Raw genomic sequence first — 26,000 nt, 5'->3', positions numbered from 1 at the left:
TTCACTCACCAGCCCTGATTTTCTCAAGGGTTTTTGCGACAGGTCACTATTTTGCCTTGGCTTTGGTCTTGGCTTTAGGCGTCGAGACCACTTGCATGCCAGAAGGCGAATTCTGTAACGCGAACGCTAACACTTCCTCAATACGTTTCACCGGATGGATTTCCAGATCGGCAATCACGTTCTGTGGGATATCCTCCAGATCGCGCTTGTTGTCATCTGGAATCAATACCGTCTTGATACCACCACGGTGTGCGGCCAGCAGCTTCTCTTTCAGACCACCAATCGGCAGCACCAGACCACGCAGGGTAATTTCCCCTGTCATCGCCACATCGGCACGCACCGGGTTCCCGGTCAAACAAGAAACCAGCGCGGTACACATCGCGATACCCGCACTCGGACCGTCTTTTGGCGTCGCACCTTCTGGAACGTGAACGTGGATATCACGTTTCTCGTAAAAATCAGCGTTGATGCCTAATTTTTCCGCTCTGGCACGAACCACAGTAAGTGCAGCCTGAATCGACTCCTGCATGACCTCACCCAACGAACCGGTATAAGTCAGCTTACCTTTGCCCGGCACGCAGGCCGTTTCAATCGTCAGCAGGTCGCCGCCCACTTCCGTCCAGGCCAGTCCGGTCACCTGCCCTACGCGATTTTCATCGTCCGCACGACCATAGTCAAAACGTTGTACCCCAAGGAAATCCTTAAGGTTATCGCCCGAAATCTGGATATGCTTAGTAGATTTATCCATCAACAGCGTTTTTACTGCTTTACGGCACAGCTTGGAGATTTCACGCTCAAGGCTACGCACGCCAGCTTCACGCGTGTAATAACGGATAATGCCAACAATCGCGCTGTCTTCTACCGACAGCTCACCATTTTTCAGCGCATTACGTTCGATCTGTTTCGGCAGCAGATGCTGTTTGGCGATATTCAGTTTTTCGTCTTCGGTATAGCCGGAAAGACGAATGACTTCCATACGGTCAAGCAGCGGTGCCGGGATGTTCATGGAGTTAGACGTCGCAACAAACATCACATCAGACAGATCGTAGTCGACTTCCAGATAGTGATCGTTAAACGCCACGTTCTGCTCAGGATCGAGCACTTCCAGCAAAGCAGAAGCCGGATCGCCACGCATGTCGGAAGACATCTTGTCGATCTCATCCAGCAGGAATAGCGGGTTTTTCACACCGACTTTCGCCATTTTCTGGATCAACTTGCCTGGCATTGAACCGATATAGGTACGGCGATGCCCACGGATCTCCGCTTCGTCGCGCACGCCACCCAGCGCCATGCGCACATACTGACGTCCGGTCGCTTTGGCGATGGATTGACCGAGCGAGGTTTTACCCACGCCAGGAGGCCCCACCAGACACAGAATCGGCCCTCTGATCTTGCTGACACGGCTCTGTACTGCGAGATATTCGAGGATACGTTCTTTCACGCGATCCAGACCATAATGGTCGGTATCCAGCATTTCCTGCGCTTTCAGCAAATCTTTCTTCACTTTGCTGCGCGCATTCCATGGCACCTGCACCATCCAGTCGATATAGCTGCGCACTACCGTCGCTTCTGCCGACATCGGAGACATCATTTTCAGCTTTTGTAACTCGGCTTCGGCTTTCTCACGCGCGTCTTTCGGCATTTTCGCCGCTTCAATCTTGCGCTTTAACGCTTCGTGTTCATCCGGAGCGTCATCCATCTCACCCAGCTCTTTCTGAATAGCTTTCATTTGCTCATTCAGATAGTACTCACGCTGGCTTTTTTCCATTTGCTTCTTAACGCGGCCACGAATCCGTTTTTCTACCTGCAACAGGTCGATTTCGGATTCCATCATCGCCATCAGGTACTCCAAACGTTCAGTGATATCGAACATTTCAAGTACAGACTGCTTATCAGCCAATTTCAGCGGCATGTGCGCAGCAATGGTGTCGGCTAAACGCGCAGCGTCATCAATGCTGTTCAGAGATGTCAGCACTTCTGGTGGGATCTTCTTGTTTAGCTTGATGTATCCCTCAAACTGATTGATCGCCGTGCGCATAAGCACTTCCTGCTCGCGTTCATCAATCGCAGGGGAATCAAGATATTCTGCGTGTGCAGCGAAATGCTCACCGCTGTCAGAAAGCGTCGTAATACGCGCACGCTGTAACCCCTCGACCAGCACTTTTACCGTGCCGTCTGGCAGTTTCAGCATTTGAAGAATTGAGGCTACCGTCCCTACCGAGAAAAGATCGTTAATACTTGGCTCATCCGTTGAGGCTTCTTTCTGTGCCACCAGCATGATCTTCTTATCATGATCCATTGCGGCTTCAAGGCACCGAATCGATTTCTCACGACCAACAAATAACGGAATGACCATGTGCGGATAAACCACCACATCGCGCAATGGCAATACGGGGATTTCTATGCGTTCGGAACGCTCAGGGTTCATAGAGCTCTCTCTTAGTTTCGTTTCCGCCAGGTTATGGGAATCTCATGAAACGCGGTTTTCACGGGTTTCATCAAATAGGTATTTGAGTATATGGGGATAAATGTCTCACATTCAACGACCAGCATGCGTGTAAAAAACAAATGGGGGATAAATCCCCCATTTTTATTTTTTGATACAGCCAAATTGATTAATTATTCGCCGGAAGCCTGCTGTGTCTCAGGTTTGCCATAGATCAACAATGGCTCGGACTGGCCCGCAATAACAGATTCATCAATGACGACTTTATCCACGCTATCCAGCGACGGCAGGTCATACATGGTATCCAGCAGAGCCGCCTCAACGATAGAACGCAGGCCACGTGCACCGGTTTTACGCGCCATCGCTTTCTTGGCAATCGCCGTGAGCGCTTCATCGCGGAATTCCAGCTCAACGCCTTCCAGATTGAACAGCGCCTGATACTGTTTGGTCAGCGCATTCTTCGGCTCACGCAGAATCTGAATCAATGCGTCTTCGCTCAATTCTCTCAGCGTCGCAACGACTGGCAGACGACCGATAAACTCAGGAATCAAACCGAATTTAATCAAGTCCCCCGGTTCCACATTGCTTAACAGCTCGCCTTCTGTTGCTTTGTCAGCCGATCCTTTAACCGTTGCATTAAAGCCGATACCGCGACCTGTATCAGTACGCTGCTCAATCACCTTGTCCAGACCCGCGAACGCACCGCCGCAGATAAAGAGGATCTTGGAAGTATCCACCTGCAAGAACTCCTGCTGCGGATGCTTACGGCCACCCTGCGGCGGAACCGCTGCAATGGTGCCTTCAATCAGCTTCAGCAATGCCTGCTGCACGCCTTCACCAGACACATCACGGGTGATCGACGGGTTATCGGACTTACGAGAAATCTTGTCGATTTCATCGATGTAGACAATGCCGCGTTGCGCTTTCTGCACATCGTAATCGCACTTCTGCAACAGCTTCTGAATGATGTTTTCAACGTCTTCACCGACGTAACCCGCTTCAGTCAGCGTGGTCGCATCCGCCATGGTGAACGGAACATCGAGGAAACGCGCCAGCGTTTCAGCCAGCAGCGTTTTACCGCTACCTGTCGGACCGATCAGCAGGATGTTACTTTTACCCAGTTCGATCCCGTTGCTGCTGTCACCATTACGCAAGCGTTTATAGTGGTTATACACCGCAACAGCCAACACCTTCTTGGCCTGTTCTTGACCAATGACGTAATCGTCAAGGTGGCGGCGAATTTCGTGTGGCGTCGGCAACGCACTGCGCTCACGGTGTGGCGCCACTTCTTTAATCTCTTCGCGAATAATGTCGTTACACAAGTCAACACATTCATCGCAGATATACACCGACGGCCCGGCAATCAGCTTACGCACTTCATGCTGGCTTTTGCCGCAAAAAGAGCAGTACAGTAACTTTCCTGAACCGTCTTTGCGCTTATCTGTCATGAGTTAAACCTCTTTTTCGTCTTTTGCCCGCAGGCCAACCACAGCGATACCGCTACAACGAACGCCGATACTTATAGCCAATACGCGTAAAATAACCTCGCACAACAGACTATCGGTCGAACACTGATCTTTAGCTACACCAGACCGCTAATATGGCGAATTATTACCCACGGTTAGTGAATACGGAGTCTACCAAACCGTAGTCTACTGCCTCACTGGCAGAGAGGAAACGATCGCGCTCGGTGTCTCTCTCTATCGCTTCGAGAGGCTGACCCGTATGTTTCGCCATCAGCTCATTCATCTTGGCTTTCACTTTCAGTATTTCTTTGGCATGGATTTCAATATCCGTTGCCTGCCCTTGGAAACCACCCAATGGCTGGTGAATCATGACGCGCGAGTTAGGCAGGCAAATACGTTTGCCTTTGGCTCCCGCAGTCAACAGGAACGCGCCCATGGAACAGGCCTGTCCCATACAGATCGTGCTAACATCTGGCTTGATAAACTGCATGGTGTCGTAAATGGACATACCGGCAGTAATGACGCCACCTGGAGAGTTAATGTACAGATAAATGTCTTTTTCTGGGTTTTCGGCTTCCAGAAACAGCATCTGTGCCACAACCAGATTCGCCATGTGATCTTCCACCTGACCAGTCAGGAAGATTATCCGTTCTTTTAGCAGACGGGAATAGATATCGTAAGAACGTTCCCCACGCGAGGTCTGTTCAACCACCATCGGCACTAATGCCATATGAGGTGCTTGTCTTTCTTGTTCGCCACTGTATGACATTCACGTCTCCTAGATAAAATGCGTCCGGCACTCTTAGCGTTGTTCAATCATTGCGCGGTTCAATCATAGTATTACTCAATTCTACTAGAGATAGAGAGGGATGACTATGGAACCCTGCCCCGCCTTAGTTGAACAACCCATCCGGCCGAGAATCCTTACCTGCTGTGCCCACTTTTCCTCTTCAGTGAGTGGGGGCACACGCATTGTATTTCAAGCTTACACTATCAATCGTTCTCTATTAAAGAGCCAATTATTTTATTCTTAACACGTTATCGGCACGGCAACGCAGTGGTTTAACTCGTTGCCTGACCTAGCAAATTCTTTACCTGACTTAATAGTAGTGCAATTTCAGGCGACCATCTCTCGTCGATTCACAGGAGGAAGCGAAGGCGCTAAACGCCGGAGTTAAGTACGACCTAAACGACAATCATCAGTATTGCGAACGCTACAAGCAAAAAGCCCGCGCCATAAGGCACGGGCTTTTGATAGGGAAGCATCCCCGCTACGCAATAAACAATGTTGATATCAACAAGATTTATGCAGTAGTCGTTTGGTTCATCAGTTCGTTGAAGCTTACTGATTTCTCAACAACTTTCGCTTTAGCAAGTACGGTTTCTACCGCTTGCTCTTCCAGAGCAACGTTACGCATGTTGTTCAGCAGCTCTTTGTTTTTGCTGTAGAACTCGATAACTTCCTGCGGATCTTCATAAGCAGAAGCCATCTCTTCGATCAGCGCATTAACGCGTGCTTCGTCAGCTTTCAGCTCATTGGTGCTGATCACTTCGCCCAGCAACAGACCGATAACAACACGGCGTTTAGCTTGCTCTTCGAACAGCTCACGCGGTAATTCCTGCGCTTGCTTCTCGTTGCCGCCAAAACGCTGTGCAGCCTGGCGACGCAGAACGTCGATTTCGCCATCGATCAGTGCAACTGGAACGTCGATTTCGTTGGCGTTGATCAGTCCGTCCAGAACCTGGGTTTTCACACGGTTACGCACCGCGCCTTTCAGCTCACGTTCCATATTTTTACGAACTTCAGCACGCAGACCTTCCTGAGAACCATCAGCCACGCCGAAACGTTTGATGAATTCTTCAGTCAGTTCAGGCAGCTCACGCTCTTCAACTTTCTTCAGGACGATAGCGAACTGTGCCGCTTTTCCTTTCAGGTTTTCAGCGTGGTAATCTTCTGGGAAGTTCACGTCGATAGTGAATTCTTCACCCGCTTTGTGTCCAACGATGCCATCTTCAAAGCCTGGGATCATGCGGTTCTGGCCCATTGCCAGAACGAAGTCGGACGCTTTTCCGCCTTCAAAGACTTCACCGTCGATAGAGCCAGTGAAATCGATCGTTGCACGATCTTCCGCTGCCGCAGCGCGGTCGGTTTCTTTCCAGGTTGCCTGTTGCTTACGCAGCGTGTCCAGCATGGTATCAACGTCAGCATCAGTCACTTCAACAACCGGTTTTTCAACTTCGATCGCATCCAGACCTTTCAGTTCGATTTCCGGGTACACGTCAAACTCAACAGAGTAAGTGAAGTCGCCGCCTACAGCATATTCGCCAGGGATATAGTTAGGCGCGCCAACCGGATTAATTTTTTCTTTGATGATAGCGTCAACAAAGTTGCGCTGCATCAGGTCACCCAATACGTCCTGACGCACGGAGGCACCATAACGCTGAGCAACAACATTCATCGGCACTTTGCCTTTACGAAAACCGTCAATACGTACTTTTTTGGCCGCGTTGACCAGCTCGCTCTTCACCGCACTCTCAATGATGTCAGCAGCAACGGTAATCGTTACGCGACGTCCCAGACCTTGAGTGGTTTCAACTGAAACTTGCATCTTGTTACCTCAAAAAATCACAGTGATCGGTCAACCCCAAAACTATTCTCGCGACGAAAACTCTCACGACAGCAGGGCTGATTCAGCGCTGGCACCAAGGCGCACAGGCTTAAATAAACCTCGCAGAACCGGGAAATTGCCAACCCCGTCCCTGTAGTCAGAAGCGTCCCGAATACATTCAGGAAAAATAGACGCAGCATTATAGCGATATAGACGGGATGAGTCGAGAACGGCGGGCAGACTATTACAGCAACGGATTCACACTTTTGTTAGTAACCCGTCCCGATATGTCAGGAACGGGTCATATTAATGACTTAAGAAAGGATGCCAGCGCCACCGCAAGGCGGTGAAGAAGGTACGGCATTTTGCAAGCTGACCCACTCTTTTGTCGAATAGGTATGTAACGCTAACGCATGCACCGAACCTGCCAGTTCCTCAGCCAGTACGGCATAGACTGCGCGATGTCGCCCAATCACACGTTCGCCCGTGAATTTATCGCTGACCAGCACAACTTTAAAATGACTTTCTGCTCCTGCTGGCACGTTGTGGCGATAGCTCTCATCAGTCACTTCTAAATGAACGGGTTCAAAACCCACACGCAGCTTTTCTTCTATCGTTTCACGCATCATACGGCTACCCTTTCGGCTTGGGGAAAATGTGATATCAACGCGACATTGCTGCCACTCAAACTGCAACTTACCGATGCCCGAATCAGTATAACCTTAGCGTTTTTTCAATCTGTTATGCGTAAAAGCGGCATAACGAAGAAGAAAAAGGGTCGCGAAGGGTTGATATATCATCGGCGGTATTGATGTGATAAAAACGGTTTTTCCGGGTCAACGGCATGAAAAAGATGAATTTCAGGACAATTTACCTGCTATCGGCTCTTTTTCCTGCCTGTGGCGATGATATGATATCAACAATATTTGTCAGCTCACCACACTAATCATTACTGAGAAAATACGAATGTTAAAAAAATTATTTTTCCCTCTTCTGGCCGTCATTCTGCTTGCAGGATGTGCAGCAAAAAGCAACACGCTGAACATCACCCCAAAAATTAGCGTACCTTCCCAGGATCCGACCCTGATGGGCGTAACGATTAGTATCAATGGTGCAGACCAACGCGCCGATCAGGCTCTGGCGAAAGTGAATCGCGATGGCCAACTGATTACGCTGACGCCTTCTCGCGATCTACGTTTCTTGTTGCAAGAAGCGTTGGAGAAACAAATGACCGCACGTGGTTACATGATCGGTACTGGCGGCCCGGTAGCCTTGCAGATCGTGGTTAACCACCTGTACGCCGATGTCTCTGAAGGGAACCTGCGCTACAACATCACGACCAAAGCAGATATCTCCATCATTTCTCAGGCGGCAAACGGCAACAAGCAGGTGAAAAACTACCGTTCAACCTATAACGTTCAGGGTGCTTTCACCGCCAGCAACGACAAAATTACCGATGCTGTTAACACTGTGCTGGGTGATGTCATCAACGACATGGCACAAGACACCAGCGTAAGCAGCTTTATTAAAGAAAACGCCCGTTAATTTCTGCACGCCGCTTCCCTTGCTTCTGAACGCTTTCGGAGCAAGGGAAAGGACTCTCCATGTTTAGTCGCATCATTGCTTTGTTCAGCCAACGTAATTCGCTTTTTATGCTGTTGCTTGGCTTCGCTTCCGGTTTACCACTGGCATTGACATCCGGCACATTGCAAGCCTGGATGACCGTCGAGAATGTCGATCTGAAAACCATTGGTTTCTTCTCTTTGGTTGGTCAAGCCTACGTATTCAAGTTTCTGTGGTCCCCCCTGATGGACCGCTATACTCCGCCGTTCCTTGGCCGACGCCGTGGCTGGCTAATACTCAGTCAACTTCTGCTGATCGCTGCCATTATTGGTATGGGATTTATGAACCCGGCTCGCGATCTCTGGTGGCTGGCTGCGCTGGCGGTTCTGGTCGCGTTCTGCTCCGCGTCTCAGGATATTGTTTTTGATGCTTATAAGACGGATTTACTTCCTCCAGAAGAACGCGGTACGGGCGCAGCCACCTCGGTATTAGGTTATCGTCTGGCGATGCTGGTTTCTGGTGGACTAGCGTTGTGGATGGCCGATCGCTATTTCGGCTGGCAGGCCACCTATTGGTTAATGGCAGGACTCATGCTGATCGGTGTGTTCGCAACCCTGTTAGCACCGGAACCACTGAATAGCCAGCCAGCGCCGCGCAGCATGGAGCAAGCAATTGTTGCCCCCCTGCGCGATTTCTTTGCACGCAACAATGCCTGGCTCATTCTTCTGCTTATCGTGTTATACAAGCTCGGTGACGCCTTTGCGGTCAGCCTGACGACAACCTTCCTGATACGCGGCGTTGGTTTTAATGCTGGTGATGTCGGGCTGGTTAATAAGACGCTTGGACTCTTCGCCACCATCGCGGGAGCCATTTACGGCGGATTATTGATGCAGCGGCTCTCGTTGTTCAGAGCCCTGATGCTGTTTGGTATTCTTCAGGCCGTGTCCAACGCGGGATACTGGCTGCTGGCTATCACAGCCAAAAGTCTGTTCACCATGGCTACCGCTGTTTTTCTGGAAAATCTCTGCGGCGGTATGGGGACAGCAGCATTCGTCGCACTATTGATGACGCTGTGTAATAAGTCGTTCTCAGCCACACAGTTTGCTCTGCTTTCCGCCCTTGCCGCCGTCGGACGGGTTTACGTTGGCCCTATCGCAGGCTGGTTTGTCGAATCCTATGGCTGGGCATGGTTCTACCTGTTCTCGATTTTTGCCGCGTTACCGGGCCTGGCCATCCTGCTGATCTGCCGTGAGACGTTGGAGTTTACCCAGAAAACCGACACCTTTCAGTTACGCACAAACTTCCAGAACTATTACAAGAAAGCCTTACATATGTTGGGATTGGGTGTGATCGTGCTGGCATTGTGGCTCATGCTGCTGATCAGCAATGCGCTGGAATGGTCCTCATTACCTCTGTTGGCCGAATACCTGCTCGCCGCAGGCGGTACGCTTGCTCTGCTGGGCATTTTCTTCGGTAGCTTGTTGGATTACCTGTCACTCAGGCGGGCGTCAAAACCGTCAGTACACTGACTACTATTCGTTCAGGCAGCACTCATCTGCTGCCTGAACCTATTACATCGTTCCTTTATTTAATTATTTTTCTCATAATATCTTGCTAGAGGAAATTTTATTTCCTCGTAAAATCCCCCAAAACTAATTTCATTTGTCATCAAAAGCGCTGGTTGAGCAAAAAATTTCACCAAACTAAAAATAGAAAATAAGCGTTACGGTGAGTTGTAATTTCTTATTATCCTTCCATACTCTTATCTGGGTAGCCTCTTAATTTGCTGTTTTTCAATACCATTTTTATTTTGGCTATCTTTGTGACATTAAGGGCAAAAAACAGCAACAAACGGCTGACATAACCTTAATCATGTTTACAGTGCAGTAACCTTCCCGTAAAATGCCCGCTCGCGTAAAATGACAATAGAGCCCTTGTTATTGAGGTCGCTAGATGAGACTCAAGAAATACAATACAATTTTTGGGATGCTGTCTTTATTTGCAGCCACTGCTCTGCTGAGCGGTTGCGATATGGCGCTGATGAACCCCAAAGGAGAGATCGGGTTAGAACAAAGATCGTTAATACTGACTGCCATCGGGCTGATGTTGATCGTTGTGATTCCCGTTATCGTTATGACGATAGCTTTTGCCTGGAAGTTCCGTGCTTCCAATGAAAAGGCAAAATATACCCCGAACTGGTCACATTCCAATAAGATAGAAGCAGTAGTTTGGACTGTACCAATTATCATTATCGTCATTCTTGGCACGATTACCTGGAAGACGACCCACTCGCTTGATCCCTATAAGCCACTGGTGTCAGACGTCAAACCTATCAATGTCGAAGTTGTTTCGCTTGACTGGAAATGGCTGTTTGTTTACCCGGACCTGGGTATCGCGACGGTTAACGAACTGGCTTTCCCTGCCAACGTACCTGTTGCGTTCAAGATTACATCCGACTCCGTGATGAACTCCTTCTTCATCCCTCGTCTTGGTGGACAAATCTATGCCATGGCCGGAATGCAGACGAAGCTCCACCTGATCGCTAACGAACCGGGCAAATATGACGGTATCTCTGGCGGCTATAGTGGTAAAGGCTTCTCTGGTATGAAGTTCACCGCGATTGCTACGCCAACTCAACAAGAGTTCGACCAGTGGGTTGCGAACGTTCGGTCGTCCCCTAAGACACTGAATACCATGGATGAATTCAACGCTTTGGCTAAACCAAGTGAATTCCATCCTGTCGAATACTTCTCCAGTGTCCAGCCGGATTTGTTTAATAATCTTATTCGCAAATTCACAGGCAGCGGCATGAACATGCAACATCATGGTGAAGGCATGAAGCACGACGAAAACATGCAACACGGTGAGGGTATGAACATGGGCGAGCATGGCTCGCACAAAGGAGCCGAGGGATAATACGATGTTCGGAAAACTTACACTCGATGCGGTTCCATATCACGAACCCATTATTATGGTCACCGTGGCGGCGATCATCGTTGGCGGTCTTGCGCTGCTGGCGGCAATAACCTATTTCGGTAAGTGGAAATGGCTGTGGGCCGAATGGTTCACCTCTGTCGACCACAAGAAAATCGGTATCATGTACATCATCGTCGGTCTGGTGATGATGATTCGTGGTTTTGCCGATGCCATCATGATGCGCGGCCAGCAGGTGCTGGCTTCTGCCGGACAAGAAGGCTTTCTAAACGCTCACCACTACGATCAGATTTTCACCGCGCACGGTGTCATCATGATCTTCTTCGTGGCGACGCCGTTTGTTGTTGGCCTGATGAACCTTGCGGTTCCTTTGCAGATTGGTGCGCGTGACGTTGCTTTCCCCTTCCTGAACTCCCTTAGCTTCTGGCTATTTGTGGCTGGTGTTGTCTTAATCAACCTTTCTCTCGGGGTGGGTGAGTTCGCACAAACGGGTTGGGTTGCGTATCCACCGCTTTCAGGAAAGGAGTACAGTCCCGGCGTCGGGGTCGATTACTGGATATGGAGTCTACAGATATCCGGTGTCGGTACTACGCTGACAGGGGTTAACTTCTTCGCCACCATTCTGAAGATGCGCGCGCCTGGCATGACGCTGATGAAAATGCCAGTATTTACCTGGACGGCACTGTGTACCAACGTGCTGATCATCGCCGCATTCCCGATATTGACCGTTACCATTGCGCTGCTGACGCTTGACCGTTACCTCGGCACCCATTTCTTTACCAATGATATGGGTGGCAACATGATGATGTACATCAACCTGATTTGGGCATGGGGTCATCCTGAGGTTTACATTCTGGTGCTACCAATATTCGGTGTTTACTCCGAAGTGGTTGCCACTTTCTGTAAAAAACGTCTGTTTGGCTACACCTCACTGGTATGGGCAACCATTGCGATTACGGTTCTGTCGTTCATCGTTTGGCTGCACCACTTCTTTACCATGGGGTCCGGCGCAAACGTCAACGCCTTCTTTGGCATAGCCACCATGATTATTTCAATCCCGACCGGGGTTAAAATCTTCAACTGGCTGTTCACCATGTATCAAGGCCGTATTCAGTCCCACTCTACGATGCTATGGACCACGGGCTTCATCATCACCTTCACCATTGGTGGGATGACCGGGGTACTGCTGGCCGTGCCGGGCGCGAACTTCGTCCTGCATAACAGCCTGTTCCTGATTGCTCACTTCCACAACGTGATCATCGGCGGCGTCGTGTTCGGTTGCTTCGCTGGTATTACTTACTGGTTCCCGAAAGCCTTTGGCTTCACCCTGAACGAAACCTGGGGTAAACGCGCGTTCTGGTTCTGGATTATCGGCTTCTTCGTTGCCTTCATGCCGCTGTACATCCTCGGCTTCATGGGGATGACGCGCCGTCTGAGCCAGCAAATCAACCCTGAGTTCCACGCCTTGCTGGTTGTGGCTTCCATCGGTGCGGTCTTGATCGGTATCGGTGTGCTGTGTCAGGTTATCCAGTTCTACGTCAGTATCCGTGATCGTCACCAGAACCGCGATCTGACGGGCGACCCGTGGGGTGGACGTACGCTGGAGTGGGCAACTTCTTCTCCTGCACCGTTCTATAACTTCGCTATCGTGCCACACATCAACGATCGTGACGCATTCTGGGAAGCGAAAGAGAAAGGTGAAGCTTACAAACGCCCTGCCAGCTATGAAGAGATTCACATGCCGAAGAACACCGGCGCCGGTGTGATTATCTCCGCATTCAGCCTGGTATTCGGTTTTGCCATGATCTGGCATATCTGGTGGCTTGCCATCGCTGGCTTCGCTGGCATGATTGTGACCTGGATTGTGCATAGCTTTAATCAAGACGTGGATTACTACGTGCCGGTTAAAGAAATTGAGCAAATTGAGAATCAGAATTTTGATCAACTCAGTAAGGCAGGCGTGAAACATGTCAACTGAAACTCTGACTAACCACAATACAGCCCATGCAGAGCATGGGCACCACGACACAGGCGCGACCAAGGTATTCGGCTTCTGGGTCTACCTGATGAGCGACCTGATTATTTTCGGGTCACTGTTCGCAACCTATGCGGTACTGGTTAACGGTACTGCGGGTGGCCCAACCGGGAAAGAGCTTTTCCAACTGCCTTTCGTGCTGGTGGAAACGTTCGCCCTGTTGTTCAGTAGTATTACCTACGGCATGGCGATGATCGCCATGAACAAGGGCAACAAATCCCAGGTTAATGCCTGGCTGGGTGTGACCTTCCTGTTCGGTCTGGTGTTTATCGGGATGGAAATCTATGAGTTCCATCATCTGATCGTTGAAGGCTATGGCCCGGATCGCAGCGCGTTCCTGTCTGCCTTCTTCGCACTGGTCGGTACCCACGGGATTCACGTAACAGGCGGTCTGATTTGGTTGGTCATCATGATGATTCAGGTCTCTAAACGTGGCCTGACTGCAACCAACAAAACACGTCTGATGTGCCTTAGCCTGTTCTGGCACTTCCTCGACGTGGTATGGATCTGTGTCTTCACCGTTGTTTATCTGCTGGGGGCGATGTAATGAGTCATTCAACAACCGATCATTCAGGTGCCAGCCACGGCAGCGTTAAGTCATACGTGATAGGTTTTGTTCTGTCTGTTATTTTGACAGTGATTCCTTTCAGTATGGTTATGAGCGGCACTGCCTCGCATAGCGCCATCCTTTTCACGGTGGTGGGATGTGCAGTGGTTCAGATTCTGGTACATCTGGTGTACTTCCTGCACCTGAATACGTCCTCAGAAGAGCGCTGGAACGTGGTGGCTCTTGTGTTTGCCGTCCTGATTATCGCTATTGTCGTCGTGGGCTCCATCTGGATTATGATGAGCGCACACCACAATATGATGATCCAGTAACAGAGCCGTAAAAGATGATTAAGCAATACCTGCAAGTTACTAAACCAGGAATTATTTTCGGAAATCTGATTTCCGTTATCGGTGGATTTCTCCTTGCGGCCCAAGGCCGCATTGATTATCCCCTGTTTTTCGCCACCCTCGTGGGTGTGTCGTTAGTCGTTGCATCTGGCTGCGTGTTTAACAACGTCATTGACCGCGACATCGACAAGAAAATGGAGAGAACCAAAAATCGGGTTCTGGTAAAGGGACTGATTTCGCTGAAGGTAACGCTGGTTTACGCATCGCTGTTAGGTATTGCGGGCTTTGCTCTGCTCTACATCGCGGCTAACCCGCTGGCCATGTGGCTGGCGGTGATGGGCTTCGTCGTGTATGTCGGTGTGTATAGCCTGTACATGAAGCGGCATTCTGTTTATGGCACGCTGATTGGCAGCCTGTCCGGCGCAGCACCACCGGTTATCGGTTACTGTGCCGTCAGCAACCAGTTCGATGCTGGCGCGTTGATTCTGCTGCTGATCTTTAGCCTGTGGCAGATGCCGCATTCATACGCGATTGCGATTTTCCGCTTCAAGGATTATCAGGCCGCTAACATCCCGGTACTGCCGGTTGTGAAAGGCATCTCCGTTGCGAAACACCACATCACACTGTACATCGTGGCGTTTGCGGTAGCGACTCTGATGCTGTCTCTCGGCGGCTATGCCGGCTATAAATATCTGATCGTTGCCGCAGCAGTTAGCGTCTGGTGGTTGGGTATGGCGCTGTCAGGCTATAAAAATGCGATTGATGACCGCGTGTGGGCAAGAAAACTGTTTGTTTTCTCCATTGTCGCGATTACCTCGCTGAGCGTCATGATGTCTGTGGACTCAATGGCACCAGCGCATGAAATCATGCTGACCTACCTGCGTTAATCACAAGCAGCGTTACATGCATTAAGAAAAACAGGTGGCTCGTCCACCTGTTTCTTCTTCTGCCCTCCCCCGCCTCTCCTCCGCCAAATCACGTAACAAACCTATCGTTTACTGTTTGGTCAATAACGCACTAAAATAGCGCTAATTGTTTTCCGAGGTACACATGAACGATAATAAAATGACCCCTGGCGAATTACGCGCCACATGGGGCTTGGGAGCCGTTTTTTCACTACGCATGCTTGGCATGTTCATGGTGTTGCCTGTCCTGACGACTTACGGCATGGCCTTACAGGGTGCCAGTGAAGCACTGATCGGTATTGCGATTGGTATTTATGGCCTGATGCAGGCTATTTTCCAGATTCCCTTCGGTCTGGCCTCAGACCGCATCGGCAGAAAACCCCTGATCGTCGGCGGGCTGTTGATTTTTGCTCTCGGTAGCGTTATCGCCGCACTGAGCGATTCTATCTGGGGCATTATCCTTGGCCGTGCACTGCAAGGCGCGGGGGCAATCTCCGCTGCCGTTATGGCGCTGCTTTCCGACCTGACGCGTGAGCAGAACCGAACGAAAGCCATGGCGTTTATCGGTGTGAGCTTCGGCGTCACCTTTGCTATCGCGATGGTCGTTGGGCCTATCGTTACCCATGCCTTCGGTTTACAGGCGCTCTTCTGGGGCATTGCCCTTCTGTCACTCGCAGGTATTGTCATTACTCTGACGCTGATTCCTTCCGCACCTGAGCACGTTCTGAATCGAGAATCGGCGATGGTGCGCGGCAGTTTCCGCAAAGTACTCAGCAATAGCCGCCTGCTGAAACTGAATATCGGCATTATGTGTCTGCATATTTTATTGATGTCGAGCTTCGTCGCCCTGCCGCGCGTAATGGAATCTGCGGGGCTGGCACCGCAGGAGCATTGGAAAGTCTATCTGACCACGATGCTGATCTCTTTTGCCGGCGTCGTGCCTTTTATCATTTATGCTGAAGTGAAAAGACGAATGAAGCAGGTCTTCATCGGCTGTATCGTGGTGCTGATCGCCGCAGAGGTTGTCTTATGGGCGGCGGGTAACCATCTTTGGCAAATTATCATCGGTGTACAGTTGTTCTTCCTGGCCTTCAACGTTATGGAAGCACTGCTGCCATCGCTGATTAGCAAGGAATCACCTGCGGGATATAAAGGCACGGCGATGGGCGTTTACTCCACCACGCAGTTTATCGGTGTGGCAATTGGCGGGAGCCTCGGCGGCGGGCTGTTTGAGCTTTATGGTGCTTCTGCCGTGTTTATGGCTGGTGCAGCCATTTCAGCCGTCTGGCTACTCGTCAGCTTCACCATGCAAGAACCGCCTTATCTCAGCAGCCTGAGAATTACCCTGCCTGATTTAGCGCTGCGCGATAGTGAATTAGAACAGAAAATACGTACCCAACCCGGCGTTGCAGAAGTTGTGGTCGTGCCGGATGAACAGAGTGCCTATGTAAAGATCGATAATAAGAAAACCAATCGGCAGCAGTTAGAACAGTTGGTAGGACAGAACTAAATAGAAAGGCCAGCTTACGCTGGCCTTTCTGTTCATCGGCGGCTGACTAAAAGTATCAATCGCGGAAGTTGGTAAACTGGAACGGTTGCCCCAGATTCCCGCCGCGAATCAACGCCATCACCCCCTGCAAATCATCGCGTGATTTACCGGTGACGCGAACCTGTTCACCCTGAATCTGCGCCTGCACTTTCAGTTTGCTGTCTTTGATCAGCTTGACGATTTTCTTCGCCTGCGTAGTCTCAATGCCCTGCTTCAGCTTCGCTTCCACGCTGTACGTTTTACCGCTATGCTCGAACTCTTCTGGGACTTCTAACGCACCGCCTTCAATCCCGCGTTTCAGCAACTTTTCGCGCATGATATCAATCAGCTGTTGCACCTGAAAATCAGACTCGCTAGCCACTTTGATACTCTGTGATTTCTCATTCAGTTCAAAGCTGGCCGGAACATTACGAAAATCCCAACGGGTGCTCAGATCGCGCGTCGCATTTTCCACCGCGTTACGGACTTCCTGCATATCAATTTCCGAAACAATATCGAAAGATGGCATAATTCGCTCTCCTGACAAATTTGGCTGGCGAGCATAATAACCGCTCTTCTGCGATAAGCAAGATGCCAGATACAATCCCGATTTTTTACGCGGCATCAGGTAAACAGGCCGAATAACACAAGATCGTGACATGAATGATAGCCTATGATGGCAGAACGACAGCGCCCGCATCAAATAGGGGAGACGCACATGAAAATCACCGTTCTTGGCTGTGGCGCGCTGGGCCAACTTTGGCTCGCCGCGTTACATCAGCAAGGGCATGATGTCCAGGGATGGCTGCGCATTCCGCAACCGTATTGTCCAGTCAATGTCACCCTGCTGGACGGTCAGCACTGTAATCTCAACCTGACGGCGAACGATCCCGATCATCTTGCCCAAAGCGAACTTCTGCTGGTGACGCTAAAAGCCTGGCAGGTTTCCGATGCCGTTACCGTGCTGTTGCCGCAGCTCAACCCTCATTGCACGATTCTGCTTTTACACAATGGGATGGGTACGCGGGAAGAATTACCGTCGCTGCAGCAGCCACTGGTGCTCGGTATCACCACCCACGCCGCCCGACGCGACACAAATAGCGTCGTACACGTTGCGGCAGGCACAACGCATATCGGCACGTTTAATGGCGACAGTAGCCAAAGCCATTTAGCTGAAGTGTTGCATCAGGCTTTGCCTGATGTGGCCTGGCACACCAACATTAGCGCCACCTGCTGGCTGAAATTGGCGGCTAACTGCGTCATCAATCCGCTCACGGTAAAATATCACTGCACCAATGGCGAGCTTTCTGCGTACCCGGAACTGATTGCATCGCTTTGTCAGGAAGTGACCAGCGTCATGGAACGGGAAGGCTTCCATACATCGCGAGATAGCCTGCTGCTCTACGTGAATCAAATTATTCAGAACACCGCGGCAAACACCTCATCGATGTTGCAGGACATCCTCGCTCAGCGACATACCGAAATTGACTACATTACCGGGTATTTACTGCACCGTGCGCGTCTCCACGGTCTGACACTCCCCGAAAATGCCCGTCTGTTTGACTACATTAAGCAAAAGGAAAATGATTATGACCGCATCGGCACTGGTGTGTCTGGCACCTGGTAGTGAAGAAACTGAAGCCGTCACGACCATCGATTTGCTTGTCCGGGCAGGTATTCAAGTCACGCTTGCCAGCGTAGCCAGCGATGGCAATCTGGAAATCGTCTGCTCACGCGGGGTAAGGCTACTAGCGGATGCACCACTGGCTACCGTTGCCGATCGGCCTTTCGATGTGCTGGTGTTACCGGGTGGCCTGCAAGGTGCGGAGTGCTTCCGTGATAGCCCAATACTGGTGGAATGCATTCGACAAGCGCATCTGGAAGGGAAAATTGTCGCCGCGATGTGTGCAACGCCTGCGCTGGTGCTGGAATATCATCAGCTGTTCCCCGTCGGAAACATGACGGGCTATCCTGCGTTTAAGGATAAGATTGCGCCAGAAAAATGGATGGAAAAGCGCGTCGTGTACGATCCGCGCGTGAATCTGTTAACCACGCAGGGGCCGGGCACCAGCATGGATTTCGCGCTGAAGATCATCGATTTGCTGCTAGGGAAAGAAAAGGCCGCCGACGTTGCCGCACAGCTCATCCTGCCGCCGGGAATTCATAACTATCGCGATTAGCGATTAAGACTGACGAAAAAGGCGCTTGCGCGCCTTTTTCCTATTACGGACGGTATACCTTCACATTGGTAAAACCTTGCTCACGCAGATACAGCGCCTGCAAGCGGCTCATCACGCCACGCTCGCAGTAAAGCAGATAGGTTTTGCTCTGATCCAAATCGCCAAACTGCGTACCCAGCTTGTAGAACGGTAAAGATTTGATTTCGACCTGATCCAGCTCAAGCGGCTTATCGTCCTGTTCATCCGGCGCACGGATATCCAGCAGCACGTCCGTTGGCGCAAACGACGCGACCGTTTCGACTTCAACCACGTCTTGTTTGGTCTGCTCGGCGATCTCACGGATATCAATATTCCGGGCTTCACTCACAACGCGATCCAGGATAGCAAAATCAAAGTGGCCTTCTTCGGCCTCGATCTTCGCTTTTACCGCCTTCACCGTCGGGCTTTTGGAGATCACACCACAGTATTCCGGCATCGTTTTGGCGAAATCTTCCGTCCCCAGTTCACGAGCCTGTTTGATAATGTGTTCTTTATCGTGAGAAATCAGCGGGCGCAGAATCAGGGTATCAGAGGCGTTATCGATCAAACGCAGGTTGGTCAGCGTCTGGCTGGACACCTGCCCTAACGCTTCACCAGTCACCAGAGCCTGAACACCGTAACGCTCAGCAACTTTGGAGGCTGCTCGCACCATCATGCGCTTCAGCACGACGCCCATCTGGCCATCGTCGACCTTCTCGAGAATTTCACCCACGACAGGATCGAAATCGATAGCAATAAAACGCACCCGATGCGAGCTACCAAAGCGGTTCCACAGATAGTGTGCTACCTGTTTCACCCCAATCTCATGGGCTGCACCACCAAGGTTGAAGAAGCAGTAATGCACACGACATCCGCGACGCATCAACATATAGCTGGAGACACCGGAGTCAAAACCACCGGAAATCAGTGACAGCACATCTTCCTGCGTACCGATCGGGAAGCCGCCGATACCTTCATAGCGCCCTTTAATCAGCAGCAAACGGTCCTGCTCGATTTCCAGATGCACGGTGACCTGCGGTGCAGTGAGATTGACTCGTGCCGTTTCAATGTGCTGGTTCAAACCGCCGCCGACGTAGCGTTCTACGTCCTGTGAGCTGAATTCATGCTTACCACGGCGTTTCACTCGCACGCAAAACGTCTTGCCTTCCAACCGCTCACGGTACAGCGCCAGCGCTTGTTCAAATATATTGTGCACGTCGGTGTAGGCGTGATCTTCAACTTCCAGAATATGGTGAATGCCCGGAATTCTCGTCAGCGCATCACGAATCGCCTCACGCTGGCTTTCGTCTTTGGCCCGAACTTCGATATGATCCCAGTGACGGACAACCGCCAGCGTTTCATCATAGTGTTTTAATACGTTGCGAATGTTTCCGGTTAGAATCTTGATAAAGCGCAACCGCACAGATTGGCTCTTGATGGTGATTTCCGGGAACAATTTAATGATAAACTTCATGGTGGCTGTCGTTACTTGGTCAGAAAGGCGTAAATAAATTTACCCTGAGCACTAAAATCACGTTATCGGTAAAATCAGCCAGAACAGAGATGATTTTACCAATAGCATCCAGGGCGCGGAGTATATCATTATATGAAGATATACTGTGCGCTTTAACCGTATAATTGTTGCGCATCCACGGATGACCACACGCAACACCACGCTCTGCCGCCACAAGCCAACGGCGTATAACACCAGGATTCTGAAACCACTATGCCTAAGAAGACCGAGCAGCCAGTCAGCTTTGAAAGCTCGCTGAACGAACTGGAAAAAATCGTTACCCGCCTCGAATCAGGCGAACTGCCGCTGGACGATGCGCTAAATGAGTTTGAGCATGGCATCCAGCTCGCTCGCCAGGGTCAGCAAAAACTGCAACAGGCGGAACAGCGCGTACAAATCCTGCTGAGCGACGATCCCGATGCGCCGCTGTCACCGTTTACGCCGGATAACGACTCGCTATGACCGATTTCAGCACGCAACTGAATGCACATTACCAACGCACTAACCGGATGTTGGGGCATTTCATCGCCAGCCTCCCCTTTCAGAGTAGTCCACTGGTCAATGCGATGGAGTATGGCTCACTCTTAGGAGGCAAACGCCTGCGTCCGTTTCTGGTTTATACTACTGGTGAACTGTTTGGCATGTCGTTAGAGAGTCTGGATGCCCCTGCTGCGGCAGTCGAATGTATCCATGCTTATTCATTGATTCATGACGATCTGCCGGCAATGGACGACGACGATTTACGCCGTGGACAGCCAACCTGTCACATCAAGTTTGGCGAAGCGAATGCCATTTTGGCAGGCGATGCATTGCAAACGCTGGCATTCTCCATTTTGGCCGATGCACCGATGCCGCAGGTCTCTGACCGCGATCGACTGGCGATGATTTCAGAATTGGCTTACGCCAGTGGCGTAGCGGGCATGTGCGGTGGTCAGGCTTTCGATCTGGAAGCGGAGGGCCATCAGGTCGATCTGGCCGCGTTAGAGCGGATTCACCGCCACAAAACCGGTGCATTGATTCGTGCCGCTGTCCGACTAGGCGCACTGGCAGCTGGTGAAACAGGCCGCGCCGCGTTGCCCCATCTGGATCGTTACGCTAACGCAATTGGGCTCGCTTTTCAGGTTCAGGACGATATTCTCGATGTTGTTGGCGACAGCGCGACAACAGGCAAACGTCAGGGTGCAGACCAGCAGCTAGGTAAAAGCACCTATCCCAGCTTACTGGGGTTAGATAACGCACGAAAAAAAGCACAGGAGCTCTATCAGGAATCACTGGCATCGCTGGACGATCTCGTCGCATCCAGCCCGATTCCCCTGAATATTGCCCCACTACAAGCGCTGGCGAATTTCATCGTTGAACGCGATAAGTAATTACCTAATGAGTCTCTAATGAGTTTTGATACCGCGAAATACCCTACATTGGCGTTAGTGGAAACACCGGATGAACTTCGGTTATTACCGAAAGAGAGCCTGCCAAAACTGTGCGATGAGCTGCGCCAATATCTGCTGGACAGCGTCAGCCGTTCAAGCGGCCATTTTGCTTCTGGGTTAGGGACGGTTGAATTAACGGTTGCACTGCATTACGTCTATAACACCCCTTTCGATCATCTGGTGTGGGATGTTGGCCATCAGGCTTATCCGCACAAGATCCTCACAGGCCGTCGCGAACGTATTTCAACGATCCGCCAGAAAGGCGGTTTGCACCCTTTTCCATGGCGTGATGAAAGCGAATATGACGTATTAAGCGTCGGCCATTCATCCACCTCAATCAGTGCCGGACTGGGCATGGCCGTTGCGGCCGAGCGTGAAGGAAAAGGCCGTCGTACCGTTTGTGTGATCGGCGACGGCGCGATTACCGCAGGCATGGCCTTTGAAGCGATGAACCACGCAGGTGACATCAAATCCGATCTGCTGGTGGTGTTGAACGACAATGAAATGTCGATTTCAGAAAACGTCGGCGCATTGAACAACCATCTGGCGCAGCTGCTATCCGGCAAGCTCTACGCCAGCCTGCGCGAAGGCGGTAAAAAAGTCTTATCCGGCCTACCGCCCATCAAAGAACTGGTGAAACGCACCGAAGAACACCTTAAAGGCATGGTCGTGCCGGGTACGCTATTTGAGGAACTGGGTTTTAACTATATCGGCCCGGTTGACGGTCATGACGTTCAGGCGTTGGCGCATACGCTAAAGAACATGCGTAATCTGAAAGGCCCGCAGCTTCTGCACATCATGACGAAGAAAGGCAAAGGTTACGCCCCTGCCGAGCAGGATCCGATCAGCTGGCACGCGGTGCCAAAATTCGATCCAGCCAGCGGCACGCTACCGAAAAGTAAAGAAGGCGCGCAACCTACCTATTCCAAAATCTTCGGTCAATGGCTACAGGAAACGGCCGCCAAAGACAGCAAGCTCATGGCAATCACGCCTGCAATGCGCGAAGGCTCTGGCATGGTGCAATTCTCCCGCGACTACCCACAGCAATATTTTGACGTAGCGATTGCCGAGCAGCATGCCGTGACGTTTGCTGCCGGTCTGGCTGTCGGTGGTTATCATCCGGTTGTCGCCATTTACTCGACTTTCCTGCAACGTGCCTACGATCAGGTCATCCACGATGTGGCGATCCAGAATCTGCCCGTTCTGTTTGCTATCGATCGCGGCGGTATTGTTGGTGCGGATGGACAAACGCATCAGGGGGCGTTCGATCTCTCTTTCTTACGCTGTATCCCGAACATGATCATCATGACGCCTAGCGATGAAAATGAGTGTCGCCAGATGCTGCACACGGGCTATCACTACCAGAAAGGCCCGACAGCGGTGCGCTATCCACGGGGAAATGGTAACGGTACGGCACTGACGCCGCTCTCAGAGCTGCCAATCGGTAAAGGTGTGGTGCGTCGTCAGGGCGAAACGATCGCGATTCTGAACTTCGGTACGCTATTGCAGGAAGCTCAGGCTGCGGCAGAAAAGTTAAACGCCACCCTCGTCGACATGCGCTTTGTGAAACCGCTGGATGAAGCGTTACTTGAAGAGCTGGCGCAGTCCCACAGCACGTTTGTGACGCTGGAAGAGAATGCGGTCATGGGCGGCGCAGGGAGCGGCGTGAATGAATTCCTGATGGCGAAACGCCTTGCCGTCTCGGTGCTGAACATTGGGCTACCGGACGTCTTTATCCCACAAGGCTCGCAGGAAGAAATCCGAGCCGATCTGGGTTTGGATGCCACAGGCATCGAGCGCAGAATCACGCAGTGGATGGAATAAACTACTAACGATAACCGGGGCACAAGGCCCCGGTTCAATAATGTCAGTGGTTCAATAACAGAATGACGTCAAAATATCGGCCAGTGATAGCCGATAAAATAGATAATCCCCGCAGAGATCACCCCCGCGACGATATCGTCGATCATAATGCCCATGCCGCCATGCACGTTGCGATCGAACCAACGAATCGGCCAGGGTTTCCAGATATCCAGACAGCGGAAGACGACAAACCCTGCCGCCACCCATTGCCATTTATCCACCGGAATCGCCATCAGGGTAATCCACATACCGACAAACTCGTCCCAGACGATGCTGCCGTGATCGTGAACGCCCATATCTTTCGCTGTCTGATGACACAGATAAACACCGATACAAATGCTCAGCATGACCAACAGCGAATACAATTCAAGCGGCAGGAACGACATGAGGTACCACAGTGGAATCGCCGCCAATGACCCTACCGTACCCGGCATCCAAGGAGACAGACCGCTGCCAAACCCGGTTGCCAGCAGGTGCCACGGGTTACTCAGCCGTAAGCGGCGTTTTGCCACTGCAGCGCCTTTCGCCTTATTCGCGGAATCAGTTTTGCTCGCTAAAATGGTCATACCCCTTCCAGTTCAGCTCGGTCGCTTTATTATCCCTGAAAAAGCGTAGCCCTTCAGAGGAAGGTCCGATTTGCCCGATACAGGTGTAGTCAGCGCCGAGATGCCCCAAGGCCAATTCCAGCGCACCACGGTTAATTTCCGGCACGGTAAAGCACAGTTCATAGTCTTCGCCGCCAGATAGCGCCCAACGCAGCGCCTGCTCTTCATCGACGCAACCCCGCAGCCAATCAGATTGTGGGATCGCGTCCAGATTAATACGCGCGCCGCATTCGCTGGCTTTAAGTATATGCTGTAGATCGGAGATAAGGCCGTCGGAAAGATCGATAGCCGAACTGGCCAGATCGCGCAACGCCTGCCCTTGCAGGATTCTCGGCTGAGGACGGAGGTGACGTTGGATCAATCTCTGACGCGTCTCTTCATCATCAACGTGCAGTGTATTCTGGAGGATAGCCAGACCCGCTGCGCTGTCGCCTAATGAACCGGTAACATAAATCCAGTCACCAATTCTGGCCCCGCGACGCGTCAACGCCCGACCTGCTGGCACCAAACCGTGGATAGTCAGCGTCAGGCTCAGTGGGCCGCGTGTCGTATCGCCACCCACCAACTGCATGCCATAATAATCAAGCAGCTCAAACAAGCTGTCGCTGTACGCCGATAGCCATTGGCTATTGCTTTTAGGTAGGGTAATGGCCAGAGAAAGCCAGGCAGGATCGGCGCCCATCGCAGCCAGATCGCTTAAATTGACCGCCAGAGATTTGTAACCCAGATCGGCGGGATCGATATCAGGTAGGAAATGAACGCCAGATACCAGCGTGTCGGTACTCACCGCCAACATCTGCTTATCTGCTACCGTCAGTAACGCACAGTCATCACCGATGCCTAACTCGACATCGCGACGTGAACTTCGGACCCGATTAAAATAGCGGGCAATAAGGTCAAACTCGCCTTCAACCATAACCTTTCCAGCCAGCCTATCATTCAAAAGCGATCAGGGCCGGATATCCGGCCCTGATTCGATTCATTTTACTTCTTGCCTTTCCGTACACTCGGAGCAGCTTTGTCCAGCACACCATTCACAAACTTATGGCTATCTTCAGCACCGAAGATTTTAGCCAGTTCAATGGCCTCGTTAATCGCCACCTTGTAAGGAACGTCTTCGCGCTTGCTCAGCTCAAACATCGCCAAACGCAGAATCGCTTTTTCAACCTGTCCCAATTCCTCAATTTGACGAGACAGGAAAGGTGCCATCAGTTGATCAAGCTTCTCAGCCTGAGTGGCAACACCCGCCAGCAATTCACGGAAATAGGTAATGTCGACATCTTTGACATCCTGCTCGCTCAGGAATTGGTGTTCAACATCGGCAATATCATTTTTAGATAACTGCCAGGAGTAAAGCGCTTGAACCGCACATTCACGAGCGCGGCGACGAGCAGCAGGTTTCACGGAATTCCCCTTACTTAATCAGGCTTACTTAATCGCTTTCAATACATTAATCATTTCTAGCGCGGTCAAGGCAGCTTCAGCACCTTTATTCCCCGCTTTCGTGCCAGCACGCTCAATCGCCTGCTCAATGCTTTCCGTCGTCAGAACGCCGAAAGCGACAGGGATTTCACTGTCCATCGCAACAGAGGACAGGCCTGAGCTACACTCGCCAGCAACAAATTCAAAATGCGCTGTTCCGCCACGGATGACCGTTCCCAGAGCAATCACGGCATCATATCCGCCATTTTTCGCGCTTTTGGTCAGTGCACGAACCGTTAATGGCAGTTCGTAAGCACCCGGCACCCAGACAACGGTGATGTTTTCGTCTTTAACCTGACCGATGCGTTTCAATGCATCAATCGCACCGTCCAGCAGGCTGTCGTTAATAAAATGGTTAAAACGCGCAATCGCAATCGCCACACGGGCATCAGGAGTAGCAACAACACCTTCGATAACGTTCATAGCTTTCCTTGTATCTGGTCTTTATGGCCCGCAGGGGGGCGGATTCTATCATAATTTTTGTTGGCACGTATCCGGTTTTGTCGGACCTGCACCACGTATTTAC

General features: G+C 51.2%; 24 protein-coding genes. 13 read left to right on the top strand and 11 right to left on the bottom strand.

All coding sequences use genetic code 11. The features are described 5' to 3' along the window. Positions 1-46: 46 nt before the first annotated feature. From lon to bolA, 5 genes are all read right to left on the bottom strand, one after another. Positions 47-2,428 carry an endopeptidase La gene (gene lon / locus BUB06_RS08630; protein ID WP_039472374.1) on the bottom strand — a complete coding sequence of 794 codons (2,382 nt, stop codon included), beginning with the start codon at positions 2,426-2,428 and terminating at the stop codon, positions 47-49. 191 nt (positions 2,429-2,619) lie between these two features. Further along, positions 2,620-3,894, bottom strand: a complete 1,275-nt coding sequence (clpX, locus tag BUB06_RS08625) for an ATP-dependent protease ATP-binding subunit ClpX (protein WP_010304180.1) — start codon at positions 3,892-3,894, stop codon at positions 2,620-2,622. A gap of 163 nt (positions 3,895-4,057) precedes the next feature. Further along, positions 4,058-4,681 (bottom strand): ATP-dependent Clp endopeptidase proteolytic subunit ClpP, encoded by a 624-nt coding sequence (gene clpP / locus BUB06_RS08620; RefSeq protein ID WP_010282141.1) that lies wholly within the window; start codon positions 4,679-4,681, stop codon positions 4,058-4,060. A 535-nt stretch (positions 4,682-5,216) separates the two neighbouring features. Continuing rightward, positions 5,217-6,521, bottom strand: coding sequence for a trigger factor (tig, locus tag BUB06_RS08615; RefSeq protein ID WP_010304174.1), 1,305 nt, complete (start codon positions 6,519-6,521; stop codon positions 5,217-5,219). A 314-nt stretch (positions 6,522-6,835) separates the two neighbouring features. Next, positions 6,836-7,150, bottom strand: coding sequence for a transcriptional regulator BolA (gene bolA, locus BUB06_RS08610; RefSeq protein WP_010304170.1), 315 nt, complete (start codon positions 7,148-7,150; stop codon positions 6,836-6,838). Positions 7,151-7,487: 337 nt separating this feature from the next. Between bolA and BUB06_RS08605 the strand changes: the two genes are divergently transcribed. From BUB06_RS08605 to BUB06_RS08570, 8 genes are all read left to right on the top strand, one after another. Next, the gene (locus BUB06_RS08605) at positions 7,488-8,066 is read left to right on the top strand and encodes a lipoprotein (protein ID WP_039472373.1); all 579 of its coding nucleotides are present in this window, start codon (positions 7,488-7,490) and stop codon (positions 8,064-8,066) included. Between the two features lie 59 nt (positions 8,067-8,125). Continuing rightward, positions 8,126-9,613, top strand: coding sequence for a muropeptide MFS transporter AmpG (gene ampG, locus BUB06_RS08600; protein ID WP_039472369.1), 1,488 nt, complete (start codon positions 8,126-8,128; stop codon positions 9,611-9,613). Positions 9,614-10,037: 424 nt separating this feature from the next. Next, positions 10,038-11,000: a cytochrome o ubiquinol oxidase subunit II gene (gene cyoA, locus BUB06_RS08595; protein ID WP_039472366.1), complete on the top strand. Its 963-nt coding sequence runs from the start codon at positions 10,038-10,040 to the stop codon at positions 10,998-11,000. A 4-nt stretch (positions 11,001-11,004) separates the two neighbouring features. Further along, entirely contained in the window at positions 11,005-12,996 is a 1,992-nt protein-coding gene (cyoB, locus tag BUB06_RS08590; protein WP_039472364.1) for a cytochrome o ubiquinol oxidase subunit I, read from the top strand. Next, positions 12,986-13,600 carry a cytochrome o ubiquinol oxidase subunit III gene (locus tag BUB06_RS08585; RefSeq protein WP_010299112.1) on the top strand — a complete coding sequence of 205 codons (615 nt, stop codon included), beginning with the start codon at positions 12,986-12,988 and terminating at the stop codon, positions 13,598-13,600. The genes cyoB and BUB06_RS08585 overlap by 11 nt, the downstream gene beginning before the upstream one ends. Continuing rightward, a complete protein-coding gene (locus BUB06_RS08580; protein ID WP_010282099.1) occupies positions 13,600-13,932 on the top strand; it encodes a cytochrome o ubiquinol oxidase subunit IV in 333 nt (110 codons plus the stop codon). Before BUB06_RS08585 ends, BUB06_RS08580 begins: the two co-directional genes overlap by 1 nt. Positions 13,933-13,946: 14 nt before the next feature. Then, positions 13,947-14,837, top strand: coding sequence for a heme o synthase (gene cyoE / locus BUB06_RS08575; RefSeq protein WP_010282097.1), 891 nt, complete (start codon positions 13,947-13,949; stop codon positions 14,835-14,837). 163 nt (positions 14,838-15,000) lie between these two features. Then, entirely contained in the window at positions 15,001-16,365 is a 1,365-nt protein-coding gene (locus BUB06_RS08570; protein WP_039472362.1) for an MFS transporter, read from the top strand. 55 nt (positions 16,366-16,420) lie between these two features. On the opposite strand, the gene BUB06_RS08565 is transcribed toward BUB06_RS08570, so the two are convergent. Beyond that, the gene (locus BUB06_RS08565) at positions 16,421-16,912 is read right to left on the bottom strand and encodes a YajQ family cyclic di-GMP-binding protein (protein ID WP_010299103.1); all 492 of its coding nucleotides are present in this window, start codon (positions 16,910-16,912) and stop codon (positions 16,421-16,423) included. Positions 16,913-17,101: 189 nt separating this feature from the next. Here BUB06_RS08565 and panE point away from each other — a divergent pair, with 189 nt between their 5' ends. Together panE and yajL are read left to right on the top strand one after the other, a co-directional pair. After that, positions 17,102-18,010, top strand: a complete 909-nt coding sequence (gene panE / locus BUB06_RS08560) for a 2-dehydropantoate 2-reductase (RefSeq protein ID WP_039472360.1) — start codon at positions 17,102-17,104, stop codon at positions 18,008-18,010. Beyond that, on the top strand, positions 17,973-18,563 hold the full coding sequence (yajL, locus tag BUB06_RS08555; protein ID WP_010299098.1) for a protein deglycase YajL: 591 nt from the start codon (positions 17,973-17,975) through the stop codon (positions 18,561-18,563). Before panE ends, yajL begins: the two co-directional genes overlap by 38 nt. Before the next feature lie 43 nt (positions 18,564-18,606). On the opposite strand, the gene thiI is transcribed toward yajL, so the two are convergent. Then, positions 18,607-20,055: a tRNA uracil 4-sulfurtransferase ThiI gene (gene thiI, locus BUB06_RS08550; protein WP_039472358.1), complete on the bottom strand. Its 1,449-nt coding sequence runs from the start codon at positions 20,053-20,055 to the stop codon at positions 18,607-18,609. Between the two features lie 252 nt (positions 20,056-20,307). On the opposite strand from thiI, the gene xseB reads away from it, so the two are divergent. The 3 genes from xseB to dxs are packed head-to-tail and all read left to right on the top strand — an operon-like array spanning position 20,308 to position 23,348. Next, positions 20,308-20,556 (top strand): exodeoxyribonuclease VII small subunit, encoded by a 249-nt coding sequence (xseB, locus tag BUB06_RS08545; RefSeq protein ID WP_005976008.1) that lies wholly within the window; start codon positions 20,308-20,310, stop codon positions 20,554-20,556. Continuing rightward, positions 20,553-21,464 carry a (2E,6E)-farnesyl diphosphate synthase gene (ispA, locus tag BUB06_RS08540; RefSeq protein ID WP_039472357.1) on the top strand — a complete coding sequence of 304 codons (912 nt, stop codon included), beginning with the start codon at positions 20,553-20,555 and terminating at the stop codon, positions 21,462-21,464. Before xseB ends, ispA begins: the two co-directional genes overlap by 4 nt. Before the next feature lie 18 nt (positions 21,465-21,482). Continuing rightward, complete coding sequence (dxs, locus tag BUB06_RS08535) at positions 21,483-23,348, top strand: 1-deoxy-D-xylulose-5-phosphate synthase (protein ID WP_039472355.1); 1,866 nt, start codon at positions 21,483-21,485, stop codon at positions 23,346-23,348. A gap of 68 nt (positions 23,349-23,416) precedes the next feature. Here dxs and pgpA read toward each other — a convergent pair whose 3' ends face one another. From pgpA to ribH, 4 genes are all read right to left on the bottom strand, one after another. Further along, positions 23,417-23,953, bottom strand: coding sequence for a phosphatidylglycerophosphatase A (gene pgpA, locus BUB06_RS08530; protein ID WP_039472353.1), 537 nt, complete (start codon positions 23,951-23,953; stop codon positions 23,417-23,419). Next, positions 23,928-24,908, bottom strand: coding sequence for a thiamine-phosphate kinase (gene thiL / locus BUB06_RS08525; protein ID WP_010299078.1), 981 nt, complete (start codon positions 24,906-24,908; stop codon positions 23,928-23,930). Before thiL ends, pgpA begins: the two co-directional genes overlap by 26 nt. A gap of 68 nt (positions 24,909-24,976) precedes the next feature. Beyond that, complete coding sequence (nusB, locus tag BUB06_RS08520) at positions 24,977-25,396, bottom strand: transcription antitermination factor NusB (RefSeq protein ID WP_010282066.1); 420 nt, start codon at positions 25,394-25,396, stop codon at positions 24,977-24,979. A gap of 24 nt (positions 25,397-25,420) precedes the next feature. Beyond that, positions 25,421-25,897, bottom strand: coding sequence for a 6,7-dimethyl-8-ribityllumazine synthase (gene ribH / locus BUB06_RS08515; RefSeq protein WP_010282064.1), 477 nt, complete (start codon positions 25,895-25,897; stop codon positions 25,421-25,423). Positions 25,898-26,000 lie beyond the last annotated feature (103 nt).

It is taken from the genome of Pectobacterium carotovorum (assembly GCF_900129615.1).
Taxonomy (GTDB): domain Bacteria; phylum Pseudomonadota; class Gammaproteobacteria; order Enterobacterales; family Enterobacteriaceae; genus Pectobacterium; species Pectobacterium carotovorum.
The sequence above is the reverse complement of the archived record's forward strand: the minus strand, read 5'-3'. Positions and strand labels throughout refer to the sequence as shown.

Excerpts from the sequence above, each read along its gene's own strand:
- cyoB (WP_039472364.1), top strand. The coding sequence starts at position 11,005 with ATGTTCGGAAAACTTACACTCGATGCGGTTCCATATCACGAACCCATT.
- BUB06_RS08570 (WP_039472362.1), top strand. The coding sequence starts at position 15,001 with ATGAACGATAATAAAATGACCCCTGGCGAATTACGCGCCACATGGGGC.
- BUB06_RS08580 (WP_010282099.1), top strand. The coding sequence starts at position 13,600 with ATGAGTCATTCAACAACCGATCATTCAGGTGCCAGCCACGGCAGCGTT.
- clpX (WP_010304180.1), bottom strand. The coding sequence starts at position 3,894 with ATGACAGATAAGCGCAAAGACGGTTCAGGAAAGTTACTGTACTGCTCT.
- thiL (WP_010299078.1), bottom strand. The coding sequence starts at position 24,908 with ATGGTTGAAGGCGAGTTTGACCTTATTGCCCGCTATTTTAATCGGGTC.
- ribH (WP_010282064.1), bottom strand. The coding sequence starts at position 25,897 with ATGAACGTTATCGAAGGTGTTGTTGCTACTCCTGATGCCCGTGTGGCG.
- pgpA (WP_039472353.1), bottom strand. The coding sequence starts at position 23,953 with ATGACCATTTTAGCGAGCAAAACTGATTCCGCGAATAAGGCGAAAGGC.
- panE (WP_039472360.1), top strand. The coding sequence starts at position 17,102 with ATGAAAATCACCGTTCTTGGCTGTGGCGCGCTGGGCCAACTTTGGCTC.
- cyoE (WP_010282097.1), top strand. The coding sequence starts at position 13,947 with ATGATTAAGCAATACCTGCAAGTTACTAAACCAGGAATTATTTTCGGA.
- clpP (WP_010282141.1), bottom strand. The coding sequence starts at position 4,681 with ATGTCATACAGTGGCGAACAAGAAAGACAAGCACCTCATATGGCATTA.
- lon (WP_039472374.1), bottom strand. The coding sequence starts at position 2,428 with ATGAACCCTGAGCGTTCCGAACGCATAGAAATCCCCGTATTGCCATTG.
- bolA (WP_010304170.1), bottom strand. The coding sequence starts at position 7,150 with ATGATGCGTGAAACGATAGAAGAAAAGCTGCGTGTGGGTTTTGAACCC.
- ampG (WP_039472369.1), top strand. The coding sequence starts at position 8,126 with ATGTTTAGTCGCATCATTGCTTTGTTCAGCCAACGTAATTCGCTTTTT.
- xseB (WP_005976008.1), top strand. The coding sequence starts at position 20,308 with ATGCCTAAGAAGACCGAGCAGCCAGTCAGCTTTGAAAGCTCGCTGAAC.
- cyoA (WP_039472366.1), top strand. The coding sequence starts at position 10,038 with ATGAGACTCAAGAAATACAATACAATTTTTGGGATGCTGTCTTTATTT.
- BUB06_RS08605 (WP_039472373.1), top strand. The coding sequence starts at position 7,488 with ATGTTAAAAAAATTATTTTTCCCTCTTCTGGCCGTCATTCTGCTTGCA.
- ispA (WP_039472357.1), top strand. The coding sequence starts at position 20,553 with ATGACCGATTTCAGCACGCAACTGAATGCACATTACCAACGCACTAAC.
- BUB06_RS08565 (WP_010299103.1), bottom strand. The coding sequence starts at position 16,912 with ATGCCATCTTTCGATATTGTTTCGGAAATTGATATGCAGGAAGTCCGT.
- yajL (WP_010299098.1), top strand. The coding sequence starts at position 17,973 with ATGACCGCATCGGCACTGGTGTGTCTGGCACCTGGTAGTGAAGAAACT.
- tig (WP_010304174.1), bottom strand. The coding sequence starts at position 6,521 with ATGCAAGTTTCAGTTGAAACCACTCAAGGTCTGGGACGTCGCGTAACG.
- dxs (WP_039472355.1), top strand. The coding sequence starts at position 21,483 with ATGAGTTTTGATACCGCGAAATACCCTACATTGGCGTTAGTGGAAACA.
- thiI (WP_039472358.1), bottom strand. The coding sequence starts at position 20,055 with ATGAAGTTTATCATTAAATTGTTCCCGGAAATCACCATCAAGAGCCAA.
- BUB06_RS08585 (WP_010299112.1), top strand. The coding sequence starts at position 12,986 with ATGTCAACTGAAACTCTGACTAACCACAATACAGCCCATGCAGAGCAT.